Raw genomic sequence first — 21,032 nt, 5'->3', positions numbered from 1 at the left:
ACGAACCAACAACAGCATCGAACCACCGAGATGCTAGCGTCGAACTTAATTTTCGTTCGACTTTGAAACACTACCACTCATAAATAAGTTGAATAATATATTTTATTTAATATCTCTAACTAGAATACATCTCGTAGGTGGAATTAGAGTAGGGTCCACCGTCTACGCCCACAATCAGTACCGCGGCATCTTCATAATCTCCTGACCCATCGGCCTGTTGGTTATCTTCACCGACCTTCTGTGCCATAGACACGTCACCCACGTTGCTGCCGTTGATTGTCTTTGGAAGGCCAGCGAATTTGATCTTCTCGTTGCTATCACCCTCATCATCTACATCCAAGACGTATTCGAATGCATTACTCTCAATTGTAACTCCTCCTCCGGAGGGACTGGGCTGAATCCCTTCGGAAGTCCCCGCATCGTTGGAACCTCCGTAGAACGAGTTATCCGTGATTTCTATCGATTGGTTATTCCCCGGGTGCGCGTCAACTGTGATCCCGTTCTTGAATTCACTGTTTCGAATAGTGGCTGTTCGAGCCACATTGGTGCCACCGTTGGTCCAGGTCTCCCATCCCGATGAGGTATCTCGGAATAGCCCAGCAGTTGAGAGCCACGCATTACCGTTTGGATCTCCGCCAGTGTTGTCTTCGGCGAGGACATATTCGAAAACGGCCTCGCCGGTACCCTTGCTTGCGGGTACGTTGAACGCAACGAAACCGGGTGATCCGTCAAAGGTGCCCTCCATCGACAGGTCGACATTGGTCATCTCTGTGCCGAGGTCGGTGATCTGGACCAGCGGACTCCCACCAGTAATTTTCAGGCTGTTCGAACCACTGGAGCCGACACCGAAGATTTCAAACCGCAGGCTTTCCAGCGTGACGTCGGCGGCCGAGATCGAGATTGCAGGTTCGTTAGGGAATGGACCGCTTGAGTCTGGGTATCCACCCTTATATTCGACGGTGGGTTTGCCCCTGAGTCCGCGGATTTCGAGGCCTTGCTTGTCGATTTCAAGCTTCGGATTGGAGACGGTGTAAGGTGTCCCGGTGTCTTTCACCGCAATCGTGGATCCTTGTGCGTTGTTGATCGCGGTCTGGAGGTTGGTGAAGTCTCCGCTCCCGTCGTTTGCGACGATACTGAACGAACCACCAGAGTCGTCAACCGGATCGGACGCGTCCGCCGCCCCGCGGCTCGCACTCGCGTGGAACGTGGCGGTCAGGTTCTCCACGGACGTGTCGGAGATATCTCCCAGGTTAGCTTGTAAGCCAATAGTAGCGCTCTCACCGGGCGTGAGACCAAGGACTGAATCGCCATCTGACGTGCCGTCTCCGTTGTTCAGCGCATCATCTGCATCGCCGTTAGGGTAGAAGTAGAGGTTACCATCGTCGAAGTCATTGCCACCGGAAAGTGTGACCCAGAAATAGATCGTCTGGGTTCCTTGGTTGGCAACTTGAAGAAGATTGTCAATTTCTGTCACCGCGTCTTTATTGAACCCACTACCATTGTTGTCAGTCTCACCAAGATTTAGTTGGATCTGTCCGTTACTGACCGAAACGTAGTCTTGTGAATTCGGACTACCAGTCGGTGCAAGGCTGAGATACGCACTTTCGTCACCGGCAACCGCGACATCCATAGACCGAGAGGCTTCAACATTCGTGAACGCGCCACTACCTATTGCAGCCGCCCCACCGGCGGCGAGCGATCCCATTCCGAGCAGGAACTTGCGTCGTTTTGTCATTGTTAGTCTACCTCTTGTTCGCACGCCGCCCGACCCCACCTACTTGACCGCGACCGACAGGGGCCGTCTGCGAGGCGTGCTTGATCAGTACCACATTTCCTACCAGTATTGTATTGTGGCTCCAGAATTGCTCTCTGACCGTGTTTGAAGATAGATTGGATCCCCTGTATGTCCGGATAAGAGTCTTTGAATAGCATCCCCACCCGAACAATCACCAGGTACTACCTATCGCTCTGGAGAACGCTCTTCTGTAGAGGATTGTTGGTCAGTGTTCAGCAGTAGCTGGAAGTCGTAGCGGGCAAGAGTAGCGCGACCGCGCCACCCGACGAAAGCATGATTCCACTCAAGACGTTCGTCTCGTCGCGTCGCGCCGCGAACCTGCTCCGACAGGTTCGCTGGCGCGACGGCGTCTATTGCCCGCGCTGCCGTGCCGAATCCGTGATTCAGTACGGCAGCTATCGAGAGTTTCAACGGTATCGGTGTAAGGATTGCGGCCGAACATTCAACGACAAGACTGGGACGGTCTTCGAACACTCTGCGATACCTCTCAAGAAGTGGTATCTCGCCGTCTACACCTATATCCGGCCGAATACGAGCATTCGGCAATTAGACGCTGAGCTCGCTGTTTCGTACAAGACAGTCTACCGGCGCGTCCAGCGCTTCCTGTGGGCGCTGGACGCGCCTCGGCCACAGCTCAAAGGCCCAGTCGAGATCGATGAACTGTACGTCAACGCTGGGAAGAAAGACCGCAAGCGCGACCGGCCGTCGCGCTCGCGTGGCCTGTTCAGGCGCGGTCGTGGAACGTATCACGAGGACAAACCACCCGTGTTTATCCTCGCCGACCGTGGTAGTAGCGAGACGTACGTTCACCCGGCGAAAGCCGCCGAGGAATCGACGATTCGACTCCTACTTAGTGACCGCCAACAGGAGTCGCTGACCGTCTATACCGACGGCTTTCGAGCATACGAGCCACTCGACGAGGACGATTCCTTCGACCGGCAATACGTCGTCCACGGTGAGGGTGAATACGCTGATGGAGACGTGCACGTCAACACGTGCGAGAGCCACGCGTCGCTGGCGCGATCCTGTCTCTCGCCCCATCAAGGATCTCCAAAGACAAACTCACACCCTATATCAGAGCGTTACAGCTTCGAAAACGCGTCCGCCGCAAACCTGGCGATGAAGCGCTCAAAACCATCCTCGAAACAGCGCTATGACGCCACCAACAATCGCTTACCCAAGAGCGTTCGAAAGACTAGTTACGACGATCAGCACTCTATGGGATCAATATCCTCAATGGATGCTGGACGGCTAACGATCCCGCCAGATCCGTTGTCAAACTTACAGCCGTCCTGATTCCAACTGGGATGGAGATAGATCGCGTCTGACCCCGCAATACGAACGCCAACGACTGACTCACCGGTGAACGTGTCTCCACTCACTTTTTGATTTGTCTTGATCGTTTCCGAGGGGTGAGTGTCGACGGACATCTGCTTGTTCGCACCAGTTTTGCTTCCGACATAGAACTGGACGTCCACAGTTCCGGGCTCGTCGTGGTTCAGTGTGACTTGTCCGAGTCCATTGAATGTCACCTTGGCTGAGCTCTCTCCACTCTTTCCCTGCGACAGGAAGTCACTCGTGAGGTCGGGCAAAGATTCCGATTCACATCGAACCACGAACCGCCGCGTGTCCGTAGCGCCGAACAGGCTGGCGGTGACACCTGCGCTCTCAACTGTGACGGTAAGTTCAACAACATCACTCCCTGCCTTCTCACAGGCGATTTTCCCGCGAATGTCAGCGATCTCGCCGGGGCCGAATGATCCTTTGTCCCATTCGACGTTGACAACATTGGGTTCCCCGTCGCTCTGCGTCGTTACTTCCACGTTCACGATCTCGATTGCGGTGTCCTCCCCGAGACGGTTCGTGACAGTAACTAACGTTCGTTCTTCGTTCTCGCCGGCCGTGACTATGAATTCCGGAAACCCGGACTCGCTTTCATCCACCTCTATGTCCTTGCGAACCTGATACCCTACCAGCGCTTCGTCGTCGGGAACTACATCAGCAACCACACCCCGATCGGCGGTCGTACTGCTAAACGCGCTACTTCCAAGCGTGAGAACCCCCGCGCTTGTGCTGCCGATCAGTAGGATCAGATCGCGTCTTTTCATCTAATGAGGGGCCTCTTTGCTGTATATCTGGGACGGTTTCCTTCGTGTTGATTAGATTCTCCCCGACACCTCGATCGTTAATTCACCGCTGAGATCGACATTCGATAGATCATCACCTGAATGACCCTCCGTTGTATTTACAGTCACCACAACCGGCCACTCATCTCCCGAGTTGAAGGTAGTCCCTTCATCCTTTCCGTGTATTCTCTTTGTAGTCTTTTTCATTGTAGGGTCCGGGGAGATGACTTCCGGAAACCTCGCAACCTCAGAATATCCATCGGTAGAAACGTCGAATTCAATAAATGACTCAGAATCTTCCTTGTATTCATAATCATCGTCAAGCCAGCTGGCATCATTGAGTTCGTATGTGAAGTCTATAATCTCGTAGGCAGAATCATCATTATTAACCAAAGCAAACGCATAGTTGTCATCGCCTGTTCCCCATTTGTACACTGAATTAGTGTTGACACCCTCACCTGCACCATCACCGGTGAGACTCAACTCAATTTCTCCGTTTGATTTCTCAGAGATGTCTGAAACGTCGCCCGCAACCAATCCAATTTGTGCGTTCGAGTCGCTAGCGACATCAATAGCAACGGAACGGGTAGCCGCCATACTACTAAACGCGCCACTACCTATTGCAGCCGCCCCACCGGCGGCGAGCGATCCCATTCCGAGCAGGAACTTGCGTCGATTTGTCATTTTTAGTCTACCTCTTGTTCGCACGCCGCCCGACCCCACCTACTTGACCGCGACCGACAGGGGTCGTCTGCGAGGCGTGCTTGCTTGATACCATATGCCCTACCCATCCGTCTTTAGCTAAGAGAAGAACCGCAGTACAGCAGTAGCTTATCGAGGCTTCTTTTCGAGAGGAATGAGGAGGTGTCGGTTGTGCACACTAAAACCTCCTCATCGAGAGTTATGCGTCGGCTCACTACACTGTTTCCCTCCGAGTTCCTCGAAGAGCACGCCGAGGAACTCGGCGTGGTCGAACGAGAGGGAAAACTCCAGGTTCCAGTCCTCGTGTGGGCGCTCGTGTTCGGCTTCGCCGCAGGCGAGAGCCGAACACTCGCTGGGTTCAGACGCAGCTACAACTCCACAGCTGACGAAACGATCTCGCCCGGTGGCTTCTATCACCGGTTGACACCGACGCTGGCGGAGTACCTCCGCGACCTCGTCGAGACCGCGCTCGACGAGGTCGCTGTTCCCGACGCTGTTGACGCTGATATCGACCGATTCAGGGACGTGATGATTGCTGATGGAACGGTGTTGCGGCTCCACGAGTTCCTCTCTGATGAGTTCCAAGCCCGTCACGAGGAGCAGGCTGGAGCGACGCTCCACCTGCTCCATAACGCCACCGACAAGACAATTGAACGGATCGACGTAACGGACGAGAAAACGCACGACAGCACGTTGTTCAATACAGGTTCGTGGCTGCAAGGACGGCTCGTTTTGCTCGATCTAGCGTACTTCAAGTACCGCCGCTTCGCGTTAATCGACGAGAACGACGGCTACTTCGTGAGTCGGCTGAAGAAGAGCGCGAACCCGGTGATAACAGAGGAATTACGGGAATGGCGCGGGCGCGCCATTCCCTTAGAGGGCAAGCAGATCCACGATGTGGTCGATGACCTCTCGCGGAAGTACATCGACGTAGAGGTCGAGGCGGAGTTCAAGCGAGGACCGTACGAAGGGACGCGCTCGCTGGATACGAAGCGGTTCCGCGTCGTCGGCGTCCGCGACGAGGACGCCGACGACTACCATCTCTACATCACGAATCTGCCGAGAGAGGAGTTTCTCCCGGCAGATCTAGCAACGCTGTATCGGTGTCGCTGGGAAGTAGAAACGTTGTTCCGTGAGCTGAAGACACAGTACGAACTGGATGAATTCGACACAAGCGACCCGGATGTCGTGGAGATTCTGCTGTATGCGGCGTTGCTGTCACTGCTGGTGAGTCGTGAGCTGTTGGATCTGGTCACTGAGCAGGCTGACGATGAGATCGTGTTTCCGCCGGAACGCTGGGCGGCGACCTTCCGGTCGCACGCCCAGCTCATCCTCCACGAACTCGGTGAGTACCTTGGCTACTCGCCACCGCCGCTGTTGGAGCGGCTGATCGAAGACGCACAGAAGATCCACCAGCAACGACCGATCTTACAAGAGACGCTCGCTACCGCCACGCAACCGAGGTGTGAGTCTTAGCTAAAGACGAATGATGCCCTACCAGTATTGTATTGAGGCTCCAGAATTGCGCTCTGACCGTGTTTGAAGATAGATTGGAGCCACTGTATGTCCGGATAAGAGCCTTTGAACGGCGTCTTCACCCGAACAGTCACCGGGTACTACTTATCGCTCCGAAGAAGATGAGAACGTATGACGCCGACCCGAAACCAGTTACTCGCTGAACTGCAGGAACTCGCCGCCGATCTCGGCAGGGCTCCATTCCCAGACGAAATAGCAAAAAAGGGATCGTTTGCTCTGCCGGAATACAGAGCGGAGTTCGGGTCGTGGGCCCACGCGCTGTCAGTAGCCGATCTTGAGCAACCGACTGGCAAGCGTATTCCTCAGGACGCACTCATTGCTGAACTCAAACGACTTGCCGCCAAGTTAGAGAAGGTCCCCGCAGAACAAGATATGTACGAGAAGGGGCGGCACGGACTCAGCACCTACAAGAATCGCTTCGGTTCGTGGAATGAGGCACTGGCGGCTGCGGATCTGGATAGTCGCCCCGACAGGACACAAAAGTCACGCGATGCACTTCTGAGTGAAATCAAGCGAATCACGGACGACCTTGGACACACCCCAACAAAGCGCGAGATGAGTACGTATGGAAACTTCAGTCCGGTGACCTACCGTCATCGCTTTGGCTCTTGGAATGAAGCAATTGAGGCTGCTGGGTTCGAATCACAGTCGCCAAAGGAAAGAATACCCGAAGAAGAATTAATCAACGAATTGCAGCGTGTGGGGGACGCGAATGACAGTATCCCCTCGTCAACGGATATGGATCGAGACGGAGAATTTAGTTCAGGCACCTACTTTAATCGGTTTGGCTCCTGGACTGCTGCACTTGAGGTTGCAGGGTTTGAACCGGACAGCAAGTGACAAACCGTTCTCGTATGTCTAGCTGTTATACTACGGGCTGACGAACCAGTTTCCAGGTAGACACTCTGTCTCTTTCACCGTCGCCGCAAATAGTATTCCGATTGACAAATCGCTGTTTCTGAGCTGCCGGAATTCGGACGCCTCACGCCTGGAAAGGCGATTCGTTCGACAGTCGGACAAGCGCCTCCAGCGCCCATAGCCGAGATCCTTCCCGAAATCACGGCTCAGAGCGTCTGATTCGGGCGTTTCGCGTTCTACTGCTGAGATGTGTTTGCTTTCGTTCGATGGGCGACCGGGCGAGTGGTGGCCACGGGAGCTCGCATCCAGCCACACTGGTCCCAACAGAGAAGATCAATCGCCGATTGACACTACTGCTTCATATTCTGTCAGAATCCGCGTGCAAGACTCAGAGCGCGTATTCAGCACCCGGGATGCGTTAGTAGTGGATGACTCTGTTGAAACCCTATTCTTCAGATATATTCTTGCCTGAAACAGCCAGTCGATGAGAGCTGCGTATCGGTTATCGGCCTCTTTGGAGTTGGTGAGGAAACGAACCGATGGAGATAGGCGAACAATAGTCCGTGGCGATTCCTGAACTATTGAGTCTCGCTTATACTGAAGACGGTGATTGCAGAGTAAATACGCATTATTCGAGTGAGTGTCCGGAGGAGTCAATACGTGCGGTCTGCCTGTCTTATCGGTATAAATTAAGGCGTTGGAGGAGCGAGCCGACCAACACGGCCACTGGAATGATTTCAAGCCGCCCGACCCACATGTTGATGATCAACATCCCTTTGGCGGGGGCAGGCATGGTCGGGCCAGTAATCCCGGAATCGAGCCCCACGTTGCTTTGGGCGCTCATCACGTCGAAGATCACGTATTCCAGCGGATGGGCCGGTGAGAGGACCCGCAAGAGGACAGTAACACCGATCGCCAGAAATGTGAGCCAGAGGACGAACACGACTGTCGCTTCCGTGTACTCGCGCTGGGCCTGTTCCTCGTCGAGTCGCCGGCCATCGATATTCATGTACCGAATCGCACTCGACGGGTGGAACACCTCTTGAATCTGCCAGACTGTCCCTTTGACGAGCGTAGCAACCCGGATGAGTTTCAGGCCACTGACCGTCGAACCGGCCGCCGCGCCAGTGAGCATCCCGACACACGCAAGCAGTGTCGCACCGGCACTCCAGACCTGTTCCGTCCCACCGCCAATCGTCGTACTGCCAAAGCCGGTGTTCGACGTCGCCGAGACGAACTGGAAGAGGCTGATCCGAAACGTCTCTTCGAGCGAAGAGTACTGGCCGTTCGCGTAGAGGATCACTGTCAACAGGAGTGAGCCGATAGTGAACCAGATGAACACCCACCGCGTTTGCAGATCGGTGTAGAAGTTCCGGATTTCTCCCTTGAAGATCAGATAGTGGACGGGGAAGGCGATACTCCCTGCGACCATCACCGGTACCGTTGCATACTCGATCAATGGGCTGCCGTAATGGCCAATCGAATCCGCGTGCACGGAGAACCCGCCCGTCGCTATACCAGTCATCCCATGGTTAATCGCATCCCACAGCGGCATCCCGACGAGCACAAACAGGATGATCGAGCCGAGCGTGAGACCCACGAAGATCTTCCAAATCTCCCGGACGGTCGTCACGATACTCGGATGGATCTTTTCCGAGCGGGCTTCGCTCTCGTAGAGGGTGTACGAACCACTGCGTCCCCCGCCCCGCCGGAGGATGGCGACGGTTAGCACAATCACGCCGACGCCACCGACCCACTCGATGAACGATCGCCACCAGTGGAGCGATCGGGGCAGTTCTTCTTCGACAGCAGCCATCGTGAGACCGGTCCCGGTGAAGCCGCTCATGCTCTCGAATACCGCATCCAGCGGACGGAGGAATACCTCAGTTGTCGAATCCATCGGTGGCGTGTTGGTCCAGACAGGAAACGGATCGATCTGGATCGTCCAGGCGATGAGGAGGAATGGCAACCCACCGAGGACACCGATCAACGCCCATGCTGATGCAGCTGTGACCATCGCCTCGCGTTTTTCCGGCGGATCCGCGCCACGATACTGCCAGACGAGGCCAGTCCCGATCCCGGCCATGACGATCGCAGAGACGACGAATGCAGGAATCGCGTAGAACTCGGCGTTCACAGCTGCCACAAAGATGGACACCACCATCATCAGAGAGATCGCCTGCACGATCCGTCCAACGTCACGTCCGACAGCCTTCGTATCTACTTTCAACATATGATATCCACTGCCCAGATCTAATTTCGTCCGTTATACCGTTCGGTCTTCGTAATGTCCGAAAATGTCTGTAAGTTCGGGGTCGGCCCCGGATGCGGAATAGACTGTTAATAGATCGTTCGCTTTGATTCGCGTCTTCCCGCGCGGTGTTATTGGTTTGTTGTTATCCTCACGTTCAATGGCAACAATCAAGACATCGTCCGACAGGATCCCCTCTTTACCAGCTTCAGTGAGTGTCTTTCCAGCAACCGGTGCGTCCTCTGTGACCGTGATTTCGAAGACCTCTGCCTGATCGCCGATCCGCATGTAATCGACGATAGCTGGCCTGGCGACTGCCCGATACAGGTGTCCGGCAATGAGTTGCTGCGGGTTTTCGATCGTATTCACGCCGATCTGGCGGAAGAGATTCATGTGCTCTGGATTGTGAACGACTGACGTAATTGCCGGAATATCGAATTCCTCCGCGAGCAGACAAACCATAACGTTCGTCGCGTCCTGGTCAGTCGTCGAGATAATCGCGTCAGCCCGCTCGGCCCCGGCGTCGCTGAGCGTTTCTTTCGACGTGGCATCCGCATTGAGCACCAGGCAGTCGTGCTCGCCAGCGACGGCGTCGGCTCTCTGTGCGTCTCTCTCGATCACTACAACCTCGTTTCCGGAGCGAGTCGCAATATCTATCAGTGGTGTTCCGATATCGCCTGCGCCAACAATGATGATGTACATATCTGAGATGAATTAGCGGTCTGTGGTCTGCTTGGATAGGCGGTGTTCGATCCGGATCATGATTCACTCACGTCTTCCTCGGGAAAGGCCAGGATCGGGACGTCGGTGTTGTTGAGGAGGTGGTGCGTAACGTCACCACTTAACAATTTCTGCCAGCGACTCCCACCGCGTGGTGTAAACACAATAGCACTTGCGTCGAGATCGTGAGCCGCATCGATGAGCGTCTGTGCGACATCGGTGCCGTACAGAATCTCCGTTTCGAGGGTGATATCAGTATCGCTGAGGCCGTCCCTGACAACAGCGAATAGGTCTCGTGCCGCCTGCTCACGCTGTTCAACTGAGGCTTTATCGAGCGCACCACCGGCTTTTTCGATGACGTGGACGGCGATCACGGTCCCACCCACGTCGTCAACGTGCGAAGCGACTGCCTCTGTAGTCGCCGCTGCGTCGTCAGGATCAGCTACTGGAACAATGGTTCGCTGGAGGACTGATTCAGTCATGTTGCTTCTCCTCCTCTTCGTTGTAGGTTTCCCCGAGGTACTGCCATCGAAATGAACCACCGTCACCGTCGATATCCGGAACCCACCTGACGTGGTATGCGAAGGGGCCACGCGCCCCCTCTGGTGCATCCGGACGTTTGACGACCACGAGTGTATACGCGCCGTGGTCCTCCATATGAACGAGTTCTTCGCCCGCCCGTGGTTCAATCGCGTCTGTTCCCGGCGGAGTAGGGTCAGTTGCAGTCATATGTTGAGTGCCTCCCTGCTGATTCTCGCCCATCTATTCGAACGACGATGGTTCGGGATGGGCTGCTTCGAACGACATGTGCGGATGTCTTGCCGTGGAAGTGATCTACACTCTCCTAGATTATCGACACAGCATAAAACTTCGCGTTTCATTTTCGAAGGAGAAATATATCAGGGGGTATTTCCCCTTTCCATAACATTGATGCGTGTATATGATATATAGGTCGTCTAACAATGAGTGGTTGCGCAGCCAAATCGGGGGTTAATTATGCGTTATGACCGTAGCTCTCGTATGGTATCTCGCATCGACGAGATCGATAAGCGCATCCTCTATTATCTGGCAAAGGATGCGAGGAACACGGCAGCGCCGGAAATCGCCGACGAGATGGAGGTGACACCAGCGACGATCCGGAACCGAATCCGTCAACTCGAAGAGGATGGGATTCTGCGGGGCTACCTTGCGGATATCGACTACAAATCCATCGAGGGCCACGTTACCTACCAGTTTAGCTGTACAGCCCCGATTCCGGATCGTGATCGCCTCGCGCAGGCGGCTCTGAAGGTTTCGGGTATCGTGACCGTCCGGGAGTTGATGACTGGCAATGCGAACCTGGCAATAACGGCTGTCGGATCGGACACGAACGATATCGGCCGCATTGCGGGTGAGTTGTCGGACATCGGGCTCGATATTGAGGACGAGAGCGTGATCGAAAAGGAGTACCACCGACCGTACGACCCGTTCGGACCGGAAGACGCCCCGAAGGGCCCGTCATTGACGGATTTCATGGGGCTCGCTGGCGGAGCGGAAGTCGTCGAATTTACTGTCTCAGAGGGGGCCGAGGTTGCCGGGTTGACTATCGAAGAGGCGGTCGATAAGGGGTTGTTGGCTGACGAGATGCTGGTGGTCGGTGTTGAACGGGATGGTGACATCATCACGCCAAAAGGTGAAACGGTTATCGAGGCGGGAGACGTGATTTCCCTGTTCTCGAAAACGGGGCTAGAGAAAGACGCCTTAGAGGTGTTTGGGACACGATGACTGGTATTAATAAACCTATAATAGAGGTTATGCACTTCGAACGGAAGAACCATGAAATGTGAACGATGTGGGTCGGATGGGTCTGTTGAGCGGTACGACGTAGACGGATTCACCGGATATCTCTGCGATGACTGTGTTGAAGTCTGGGAGCAAATCCAGTCTCAATAGCGGCACGATCGATGAGACGGCCGTAAATTCTGTCTGATAGTTGGTTCAGATACCGAGCGCCGCATCAACCAGTGGTGTTGTCTCACGGCGACGCAACTGTTGAAATGGATTTTGAGAGGTGCAGAGATGCAATTAATCGCGGGAGTGTGTCGTGTGTGATTTCGACTGCTGGACGTCCCGGCAGTCAGAACCAGCGCGAAATCAAGGATTCTGTATCTTTCCGATGGACTGTCAGTATCGGCTGTGGGTCAGTGTTGTTCATTATGTCGTCTACTGTGGATCCGAAGATATATCGACGGAGTTCTCCTTTTTCTGGCGCGCCGAGAACAGTCAAATCACGCGTTTCAGACTGTTCGATGATCGTGTCGGCCACACCAGGTTTGCGGAGAACGTCACAACGTACTTCGATTGACCCAGCGACCCGAGAGCTGTAGGTATCAAGCAGTTTCGCTGCATCGTTTTCCCGCTGTTCAGAGGCGTCTTCGGAGATGACGTGAAGCAGTTCGATCGAACAGTCGTACGCGGTAGCGATCGCCTCCGCGATCCGTATCGCAAGCCCGGAGTGGGGACCTCCAGCGACTGGCACGAGAATACTTGTCGGTGAGTCGAATGCGGCCATTCCTGATCCGACGATGGTGTGACACTGCAAGCCGTCCGTCTGATCGGATCCCGCCCGAGAGAAGAAACTCTCTTCCTCTCTGTTGATGAGGACACTCGTGATATCGTGACTCTCGATGAACGCGCGCAAGAGGTCGTCAGAGAGCTCTTTTTGCTGTTGAACGACAGGCACGTCGAACTCCTGCTTGATCAGGAATTTGGTGCCTGCGTCATGGCGGATAACATCTGTGTTCTTCGTGTCACCCGGCTTGACAGCGTGGAGAAGATAGAGTGTGCCGTTCGTCCCGCTGGCGATACTAGCCCCGAGAAGACCGGTCTCGGTGACGTTCACAGCCTCGTGGAACGGCACGAGAATCCGTTGATCTTCGGATGGCCACACCACATCTTCGTGCTCAAGCGCCTGCATCTGTGGAGATCCATCCGAATTGGCTGGCATGAAACATATTCTATCGCACAGGATGATAAAGACATCTGTTCTGTCGATGACGACGGTATCTGTGGCTTTGAGTACGGTTCCAATTCACTCCCGAAGGTTCACTGGCTTTGGCGTAGAACAAATGAAGCCGTCGTGCTGTATACACTCTGTCTCTCCCAGTTCGTCTCCTCGTCGGTTGCCGAAATATCAGTGACCGATACGCGCTATGTCTCTTTCACTGCCGGCGAAAAAAAAAGCATTCTAATTGACAAATAGTTGTTTCTGAGCTGTCGGAATTCGGACGCCTCACGCCTGGAAAGGGGATTCGTTCGACAGTCGGACAAGCGCCTCCAGCGCCCATAGCCGAGATTCTTCCCGAAATCACAGCCGATAGACTCTGTATCGGCTGTTTCGCGTTCTACTGTTGAGATGTGTTTGCTTTCGTTCGATGGGCGACCGGGCGAGTGGTGGCCACGGGAGCTCGCATCCAGCCACACTGGTCCCAACAGAGAACATTAATCGCTGATAGACACTACTGCTTCATATTCTGTCAAGGACGCCGTGCAAGATATAGAGTTTCTATTCAGCAGCTGGTATACTCTCTACACCCGTAATTTCGAATCGTGCTCCGTCGTATTCACTTTTTGTCACCTCGACTTCCCACCCATGGGCGTCGGCAACTTGCTCAACGATATTTAGACCAAAGCCAGTTCCTTCCGTCGTCGTTGAGAACCCCGCGTCGAACATTTGTTGGCGGATATCTGGTGAAATTCCTGCTCCATCATCTGCAACGTAGAATCCATTTTCAAGATCGCCAATTGTCACAGTCACCTTTGACCCTCCATGTTTGACCGCGTTTCGCATCAAATTCTCCAGTAACTGCTTGAGGCGACTTTCGTCGGCTCGAATCCGCTGTGACGTGTCGGTCACCAATGTCGCTTCAGCTGTTGGCACCTGCTGCCAACAGTCTTCAGCCGTGGCGGTGAGATTGACTTGTTCAATGTCATTCACATGCTCGCCTTCGCGTGCCAATGTCTGCAGGTCATCAAGAATCGCCTGTGTCCGCTCTAATGCGGCTACTGCATCCGAAAGATGCTCACTTTCATGCTCTGTTTGGGCCAATTCGATACGTCCCTGTGCAACCTGTAAGGGATTGCGAAGATCGTGCGAAATCACGCTTGCGAACTGTTCAAGTTGTTCGTTCTTGCGGGTAAGCTCATTCTCACGAGAGACACGTTCAGAAACATCAATAAATGAAGACATAATATAGACTAGTTCGCCGTTTTCATTCGTCACGGCACTGGCTTCGACGCGGGCGTGGAATGTACTCCCGTCTTTTGCTTCCGCACGAAGCTCGCCCTCCCACTCGCCGTGTTCAATAACGGTAGTAGCGACCGAGGTTGCTTTCTCAGTGTCAACCCAAAATTCGGTTACTGACCGACCGACGACGTTATCTCGATCGTCATATCCCCACATATCGATGAACGCAGGGTTCACTTCGCGTAAGACACCTTCTAAATCCGCGATCGCGATTCCTGCAAGCGAAGATTCAAAGGATAATTGATAGATATTTGGGACATATTGATCTTGGATAAACTCTGTGACCTGGTTCTCTCGTTCATCCATAGGAGTTACTTGGTTCCCTACGGAGTTATATCATCCACCGTGGCTTCATTGTGAGAAACTACGCTGGATTGGGGAAGACCGATCTATCCAAGGTGAGTAGTTTGTCTAACCGATTCTACTGACTTGCTTTGACTGACGTGAAGTGCGAGATACGCGCGCTCCATCTTGCACGGGCGCTATCTATCTCTCTATTCCCTGTCAGCATCACTGTGACCGATTCAGAGCCTGTATCCATTATTCGATGGTCTACCGCATTATCGAGAGACGGAATAGGGTCTCCACAAGAAAGAGAGCAAACTCTTCTCAATAGTGATCTGTATTGATCTATCTAGACCAGGAGTGTCTGGCGGTTAGTAAGAGTGTGTTTTCATCGAGGGATTTCTACCGCTCTTGGGCACCCCTCGGTTTCACCTGGGACGGCAGCTGTTGATGGAATACTATACTCGCGCTATGTCTCTTTCACTGTCGCCGAAAATAGTATTTTAATTGATAAATAGTTGTTTCTGAGATGCCGGAATTCGGACGCCTCACGCCTGGAAAGGAGGTTCATTTGACAGTCGGACAAGCGCCTCCAGCGCCCATAGCCGAGATTCTACCCGAATCACGGCTCACAGCCCCTGATTCGGGCGTTTCGCGTTCTGCTGTTGAGATATGTGTGCTTTCGTTCGATGGGCGACCGGGCGAGTGGTGGCCACGGGAGCTCGCATCCATCCACACTGGTCCCAACAGAGAACATTAATCGCTGATTGAGTTAGCGCGTGTCGAACGAGTTGATAACCTCAATCGTCGAGTACGTCTCAACCAGATCCTGTTCGTCAAAGTCTGAGTCGTCACTCCAGATGGCCGCATCGCAGGCAATCGCACACGCCAGATAGAGCACATCATCCGGATCAGTGTCACCAATTGCTTCATCCGCGCTCTCGATGGCCGGATAGAACTCACTGGTTGGGACAACGTCGATGTATTGGAACAGAAGCTCGATGAACTGTGTCACCCGGTCCGGTTTCATTCCCGACTTCTCGACGATCAGATCCTCGTAGTTCTCGATTTCGTCGTGAACGAATGCGGGTGTCAAGAGGTCGGGGTCGAGCGTGACGATGAGCTCCCGCGTTTTCGAATCAGCGATAAGTGCAGAGATGACGACGTTGGCGTCGATGACCAGCTTCATTCGTCGTGTTACGCCGATTTCTCGTCAACGCGCTTGCGTCCGCTCTCGTTGATTTTGGTAACGATGTCCTGTACATCACTCTCGGTGAGTTCGCTCTCGCTGGTGAGTTCGTTCATCACTTCGAGCGTCTCGACCTTCTCTTGGATGGCCTGCCGAGTGACCTCACTCCAGTTGATCTCCGGGTGGTTCTCCATACGCTCTTTCAGGTCGTCATCCACGTTGACCGTAATAGTCGGCATACACAAAACTATGTGAACACAGAATACTGTGTCTTTCGGTGTATCTCATATCGCCAATTTTGGCCGCCTCACGCCTGGAAAGGGGATTCGTTTGACAGTCGGACAAGCGCCTCCAGCGCCCATAGCCGAGATTCTTCCCGAAATCGCGGCTCACAGCCTCTGATTCGGGCGTTTCGCGTTCTACTGTTGAGATGTGTTTGCTTTCGTTCGATGGGCGACCGGGCGAGTGGTGGCCACGGGAGTTCGCGTAGACCCATACTGGTGGCCCCAGAGAAAATCAATCGCCAATTGACACGACAGCGTCATATTCTGTCAGTAATAGCGTGACCGACTCAGAGGTTAAACGAAGCATACAGAGTTGGTTTAATTCACGCTTCGGAGTCTGAACCAGCCGGTAGATAGAAAATGCATATGAATCAGCAGCGCTGGCCATACAGAGAATCCGTGTTAGACAGTGGTGGACTCGAAGACCGGTTTTGGATCGGTTAGTTGAGTGCCATCACAGACGCGGATACGACCGTCGGAGCGGACGAACACGTTCCACGTATCTACCTGAAAACTGAGGAGGGTGTCACCGTCTGCGACTCTGTCAGAAGGGTCAAACAGTGCGTTGAGGGCGTCCGGCTCAACGTAATCGAACAGGGGTGGGAGATCAGCTGGATCAACACCGACAGCGTCCGCCAAAGCCCATACAACAGACTCCATAGCTGAGCTGTTACTTTCGACGTCGTATTCTGCATCAACAACCGGTGTGCAACTACGGTAAACTACTAGTTCCCCCTGCTTATTCATACTAAATCAACGCTCTTCCTCAGCATAAGGCTGTCGTGAGAATCTGAGTGACAGTCTGTTCTCATTGTATTGGCCGATCTGGAGGGCCAAATGACGGATGTGCTAACTATTTTGTGGCACCCGATCGTGAAGCAGAAGATCCGTGATATGAATCATCGACGGTTTCCTGCTTCAGATCACCAGTTCTGACGATCGAAGCCGATACTTCCCAGTGATTCATTGGGGTCGTGCATCTCTAGGAAGCTACGGGGGATAACAAGTGTCACGACGCTCCCGTGAGATGCAGTCCCGTCGAACCGAAGTGTTCCTCCAATATGCGTCATGACCCGCTTGACAAGCCACAGTCCCATCCCTTCACTGTGTAACAGTGGCCCGATTGTTGCCTCCTCACCGATTACTTTCTGTTCAGCAGGCGGAATGCCAGGCCCATCGTCAGCGACGCTGAGTTCGATTCTCTCGTCATGCTCCTCGATGCTAATCGTGATAGCCGGTGATTCGTGATCGTTGTGGATGACGGCGTTCTCGATGACTTCCTCAATAGCCCGTTCTACTTGCGGAACCGTCCTCACCTCGACTGTCTCAGGTATGTCCAGACTGATATCTACTTCAGGATGGTCGATTTTGATTTCCGCCACGACTGCTTCGACCATTCCGTTCATGTTGACTGCTGTTGGGTTCGATTGGCCGGTCAGTAATTCAACAATCTCTCGCTCCTTGTCGGCCTGCTCAAGGAGACGTTCGGCCGCTGTCTCGATAGTCTTCACGTGCGATCCAATGTCACCCGATGGTTGAGTCGCAATCAGCTCCGCACGACCGAGAATGACGTTCAACCCGTTGTGGAGGTTATGCCGGAGTAACCGATCAAGCGATGCCAGTTGGGTTTCACGCTCTATTTGCTCGGTGAGATCCCGCATCGTCGCCACCACGCCTTGGATACTGCCCATCTCGTCTTCAAGGGGCGTGTACCGGATATCGAACGTTCGAGCCGGTTTGTCGGGTTGCTCACGCCGCATCCGATACCTGACAATGTCTCCCGACAGCGCCTGCTTGATGTAGGGCTCGGCTGTCTCGAATGCTGCTTCGCCAATGGCCGTTGGTAGTCTCGTGTCGGTTATATCTGGGGTTTCAATTCCATGGAACTGGCGATAGGCTGGGTTGGCGAAAATATATGTATACTCATCGTCGAACGCTGTAATCAGTTCGGCTGCACCGTTGATCGCACGTCCGTACTGACGAAGTTGGGCTTCTCGATCTTTTTGTTCTGAGATGTCTGTCTGGACGGCAACGAACGCCTCTACGTCGCCGGCGTCGTCAATCACGGGTGCAATCGTCTGGTGGGCGTAATACCGCTCACCGTTGTGACGCTGGTTGATTACCTCTTCGACCCAGACCTCTCCTTCGAGAACGGTCGCCCACAGTCGATCATAGTAGTCTTCGCTCATTTCCCCCGACTTGAGAATGCGTGGATTTCGGCCGATAGCCTCGGCACTGGCATACCCCGTGATTTGTTCGAACGCGGGATTGACGTACGTGATGACTCCCTTGGAATCGGTGATGTAGATCGCATGGCCGGCAGCCTCAACCGCCTGTCTGAACCACCGGAGCGTGTGCTCGCCTGCCTTGCGTGCGCTAATATCGTGCAGCACGAGGATGACTGACGGTGCGTCCATCCATGGAATGCGTGTGGCCGTCACCTCGACGGGAACGGTCGAGCCATCGCCACGTGTGAGTTGTGCCTCGAATTGTTCGAGCGACGTCTCTGCTGTCTGTATCGGTCTGAGGTGCTCAGATATGGCGATGTCGGCGTCAGTTGAAATCATCTCTCCAACTGAGCGGCCAGTCACAGCTGTCCGATCGGCCGCTTCCAAGAGATCGACGCCGGTCTGGTTGACGTATTCGAGACGGCCTTCACGGACGACAACGATCATGTCCTGAACAGCATCTAATAGAGTCGTTGCACGGGTCTCGGTGGTGAGGAAGTCATCGCGTTTGCGAGAGAACGCAACGGCATCGATAATGAAACGAGTCAGTCGTTCCCACTGATCGCTGTGATGTTCCTTAATAAGGTATTCAGTGACGTCGGCAGAGATAGCACGACTGGCGACTGTCTCATTGCCCTCACTGGTAAAGAGAATAAACGGGAGCGTTGGGAGGTGTGCTCGAACGACTTCAAGAAAGGCAACACCATCGGTGTCCGGAAGGTCATGATCACTGACGATACAGTCGATATCGTCAGTAGCTGCGAGCACGTCGATCGCCGCGCCGACTGTAGTGACGGTCTTGACTTGCAGGTCTGACTGTCGGGTTAGATTCCGTTCAGACGCAGCGGCAAACTCCCGATCGGCCGTGACCATGAGGATAATGATCGCCGTGCCATCTCCGTCTGAATTCATGTATTATATAAGGTCGCTAACTATATACACTCTCTCGTTAATTCAGCTTTGCACATTGAAGTCGAAGCGTGACGTAGCAATTGGCAATTAGTATATTTTGCATGGCGTTCTTGACAGATGGAGAGGAGCTCAGCGGGATAATCAGTAAGTGAGAGTCCTGTCTCTACTGATCCGTCTCTTCGTCAGTTGAGCGGTGGTGCAGAAGTCTTCACACACTCTGAACTGTCCGATCTCGGTTTTTGAATGGGACAAGCTTTCGTCCCGATATGAACCGCTATTGCCCTCCGAACATTGGTTCGGTTTATATGAGCCCGCTGATCGAAATCCACCGAGTTAGGCCTTGAGAACTATTCTGCACCACCGCCCGTCAGTTGCCGAAAGATCGGTGATCGATACGCGCGCTCCATCTTGCACGGGCGCTATCTATCTCTCTATTCCCTGTCAGCATCACTGTGACCGATTCAGAGCCTGTATCCATTATTCGATGGTCTACCGCATTATCGAGAGACGGAATAGGATCTCCACAAGAAAGAGAGCAAACTCTTCTCAATAGTGATTTGTATTGATCTATCTAGACCAGGGGTGTCTGGCGGTTAGTAAGAGTGTTTTTTCAGCGAGTGATTTCTATCGCTCTTGGGCACCCCTCGGTTTCACCTGGGACGGCAGCTGTTGATGGAATACTATACTCGCGCTCTATCTCTTTCACCGTCGCCGCAAACGGTATTTCAATTGATGGATCGTTGTTTCTGAGCTGCCGGAATTCGGACGCCTCACGCTTGGAAAAGCGATTCGTTCGACAGTCGGACAAGCGCCTCCAGCGCCCATAGCCGATATTCTTCCCGAAATCACGGCTCACAGCCCCTTATTCGGGCATTTCGCGTTCTACTGTTGGAATGTGTGTGCTTTCGTTCGATGCGCAACCGGGCGAGTGGTGTCCACGGGAGTTCGCGTCCAGCTACATTGGTCCTCACAGAGAACAGCAATCGTCGATTGAAGCTCTTCGTGACGACTGGCGAGTCAGTCGGGCAGTTGAGGCAGAAGCGACAAGAGACGACGGAGAGACAAGTCGAAGGTACGAGTTACTCGTTTTCGAGCGCGTCGTAGATGTCTCGGTTCGACTCTCGATCGGCCGTTGCGATACGCCGAACTAACTCCCCGCGGATGTCCTCCATCACTTCGTCGAGCGGAGAAGCGGACTCTGTCCCTTCTTCAGTGGCCATATCTGAGTAGATGTCCTGAGCGCGGTTAATCGTTCGGGTCCGACAGATCGTCGTTCAACTGTTCTAGTCCGTACTGAATGAGGTCCTCGCGCCAGTCTTCGATTTCGCCTATCAGGTCCAGTTCTTTTGTATGAGACCGGAGATACTCGATAGTCCGTTCCTCATCGACGGTCGTCTCGTCGGTACCAAGTCGTTTCAAAACTCCTCTGATTTCGTCGTCGTACTCGAACCGATACCCATTGAGGAAATAGAACACGGCCGCAGTGTTGAGCGCGGTACGTTTGTTCGCATCGACGAAAGGGTGGTTCGCAACGAGGAGCCGAAGAAGATGAAATGCCTTTTCGTGAATCGTCTCCGGTGCCGCATCGAAGCTCCCTTCTTCGATGTAGTCCAGCGCGAATTCGATGGCCCCGCGGTTCGCCACGCCGGGATGAGTATCGGGATACTCCGAAACGATGTCGTCGTGGATGGTGAGAACGTCTGCAACTGACGGATACCACAACGAGTCTGCCATACAACGTATTATCGATACCGGTCCCGTGTAGTCTTTGCTATGAACGACACAGAAACCACGCCGATCCCGATTTTCGGACTGACGAACGCGACTGCCGTATGCCAGAACGATTAATACTGCCGGCTGT

General features: G+C 53.8%; 18 protein-coding genes and 1 pseudogene. 4 read left to right on the top strand and 15 right to left on the bottom strand.

Translation table 11 applies throughout. The features are described from left to right. Positions 1-115: 115 nt before the first annotated feature. Positions 116-1,735 carry a PemB family protein gene (locus HSR122_RS14700; protein ID WP_229110568.1) on the bottom strand — a complete coding sequence of 540 codons (1,620 nt, stop codon included), beginning with the start codon at positions 1,733-1,735 and terminating at the stop codon, positions 116-118. A gap of 333 nt (positions 1,736-2,068) precedes the next feature. Between HSR122_RS14700 and HSR122_RS14695 the strand changes: the two are divergent. Continuing rightward, positions 2,069-2,952 (top strand): annotated as a pseudogene (locus HSR122_RS14695) (IS1595 family transposase). Between the two features lie 51 nt (positions 2,953-3,003). On the opposite strand, the gene HSR122_RS14690 reads toward HSR122_RS14695, so the two are convergent. Both HSR122_RS14690 and HSR122_RS14685 read right to left on the bottom strand, forming a co-directional pair. Continuing rightward, complete coding sequence (locus HSR122_RS14690; protein ID WP_229110567.1) at positions 3,004-3,903, bottom strand: hypothetical protein; 900 nt, start codon at positions 3,901-3,903, stop codon at positions 3,004-3,006. 51 nt (positions 3,904-3,954) lie between these two features. After that, positions 3,955-4,605 (bottom strand): hypothetical protein, encoded by a 651-nt coding sequence (locus HSR122_RS14685; protein WP_229110566.1) that lies wholly within the window; start codon positions 4,603-4,605, stop codon positions 3,955-3,957. Positions 4,606-4,824: 219 nt separating this feature from the next. On the opposite strand from HSR122_RS14685, the gene HSR122_RS14680 reads away from it, so the two are divergent. Continuing rightward, on the top strand, positions 4,825-6,099 hold the full coding sequence (locus HSR122_RS14680) for an IS4 family transposase (protein WP_229110565.1): 1,275 nt from the start codon (positions 4,825-4,827) through the stop codon (positions 6,097-6,099). Positions 6,100-6,270: 171 nt separating this feature from the next. Then, a complete protein-coding gene (locus tag HSR122_RS14675; protein WP_229110563.1) occupies positions 6,271-6,999 on the top strand; it encodes a homing endonuclease associated repeat-containing protein in 729 nt (242 codons plus the stop codon). A 694-nt stretch (positions 7,000-7,693) separates the two neighbouring features. Here the strand turns inward: HSR122_RS14675 and HSR122_RS14670 are convergent. The 4 genes from HSR122_RS14670 to HSR122_RS14655 are packed head-to-tail and all read right to left on the bottom strand — an operon-like array spanning position 7,694 to position 10,717. After that, the gene (locus tag HSR122_RS14670) at positions 7,694-9,250 is read right to left on the bottom strand and encodes a TrkH family potassium uptake protein (protein WP_394355532.1); all 1,557 of its coding nucleotides are present in this window, start codon (positions 9,248-9,250) and stop codon (positions 7,694-7,696) included. Between the two features lie 33 nt (positions 9,251-9,283). After that, positions 9,284-9,970: a potassium channel family protein gene (locus HSR122_RS14665; protein WP_229110562.1), complete on the bottom strand. Its 687-nt coding sequence runs from the start codon at positions 9,968-9,970 to the stop codon at positions 9,284-9,286. A gap of 56 nt (positions 9,971-10,026) precedes the next feature. Continuing rightward, positions 10,027-10,470: a universal stress protein gene (locus tag HSR122_RS14660; protein ID WP_229110560.1), complete on the bottom strand. Its 444-nt coding sequence runs from the start codon at positions 10,468-10,470 to the stop codon at positions 10,027-10,029. Beyond that, a complete protein-coding gene (locus tag HSR122_RS14655) occupies positions 10,463-10,717 on the bottom strand; it encodes a hypothetical protein (protein WP_229110559.1) in 255 nt (84 codons plus the stop codon). Before HSR122_RS14655 ends, HSR122_RS14660 begins: the two co-directional genes overlap by 8 nt. Before the next feature lie 291 nt (positions 10,718-11,008). Here HSR122_RS14655 and HSR122_RS14650 point away from each other — a divergent pair, with 291 nt between their 5' ends. After that, positions 11,009-11,752, top strand: a complete 744-nt coding sequence (locus HSR122_RS14650; protein ID WP_229110557.1) for an Lrp/AsnC family transcriptional regulator — start codon at positions 11,009-11,011, stop codon at positions 11,750-11,752. 352 nt (positions 11,753-12,104) lie between these two features. On the opposite strand, the gene HSR122_RS14645 is transcribed toward HSR122_RS14650, so the two are convergent. The 8 genes from HSR122_RS14645 to HSR122_RS14610 form a co-directional block, all read right to left on the bottom strand. Then, positions 12,105-12,974 (bottom strand): universal stress protein, encoded by an 870-nt coding sequence (locus tag HSR122_RS14645; protein WP_229110555.1) that lies wholly within the window; start codon positions 12,972-12,974, stop codon positions 12,105-12,107. Positions 12,975-13,532: 558 nt separating this feature from the next. Then, positions 13,533-14,579: a PAS domain-containing sensor histidine kinase gene (locus HSR122_RS14640; protein ID WP_229110554.1), complete on the bottom strand. Its 1,047-nt coding sequence runs from the start codon at positions 14,577-14,579 to the stop codon at positions 13,533-13,535. Between the two features lie 751 nt (positions 14,580-15,330). Further along, the gene (locus HSR122_RS14635; RefSeq protein WP_229110553.1) at positions 15,331-15,747 is read right to left on the bottom strand and encodes a PIN domain-containing protein; all 417 of its coding nucleotides are present in this window, start codon (positions 15,745-15,747) and stop codon (positions 15,331-15,333) included. Between the two features lie 8 nt (positions 15,748-15,755). Continuing rightward, entirely contained in the window at positions 15,756-15,986 is a 231-nt protein-coding gene (locus HSR122_RS14630; protein ID WP_394355531.1) for a hypothetical protein, read from the bottom strand. A 447-nt stretch (positions 15,987-16,433) separates the two neighbouring features. Continuing rightward, positions 16,434-16,778 carry a HalOD1 output domain-containing protein gene (locus tag HSR122_RS14625; RefSeq protein ID WP_229110550.1) on the bottom strand — a complete coding sequence of 115 codons (345 nt, stop codon included), beginning with the start codon at positions 16,776-16,778 and terminating at the stop codon, positions 16,434-16,436. A gap of 176 nt (positions 16,779-16,954) precedes the next feature. Continuing rightward, entirely contained in the window at positions 16,955-19,171 is a 2,217-nt protein-coding gene (locus tag HSR122_RS14620; RefSeq protein ID WP_229110548.1) for a sensor histidine kinase, read from the bottom strand. 1,079 nt (positions 19,172-20,250) lie between these two features. Further along, positions 20,251-20,391 carry a hypothetical protein gene (locus HSR122_RS14615; RefSeq protein WP_229110547.1) on the bottom strand — a complete coding sequence of 47 codons (141 nt, stop codon included), beginning with the start codon at positions 20,389-20,391 and terminating at the stop codon, positions 20,251-20,253. 25 nt (positions 20,392-20,416) lie between these two features. Next, complete coding sequence (locus HSR122_RS14610; RefSeq protein ID WP_229110546.1) at positions 20,417-20,905, bottom strand: type II toxin-antitoxin system death-on-curing family toxin; 489 nt, start codon at positions 20,903-20,905, stop codon at positions 20,417-20,419. Positions 20,906-21,032 lie beyond the last annotated feature (127 nt).

The organism is Halapricum desulfuricans (assembly GCF_017094525.1).
GTDB classification, from domain to species: domain Archaea; phylum Halobacteriota; class Halobacteria; order Halobacteriales; family Haloarculaceae; genus Halapricum; species Halapricum desulfuricans.
The sequence above is the reverse complement of the archived record's forward strand: the minus strand, read 5'-3'. Positions and strand labels throughout refer to the sequence as shown.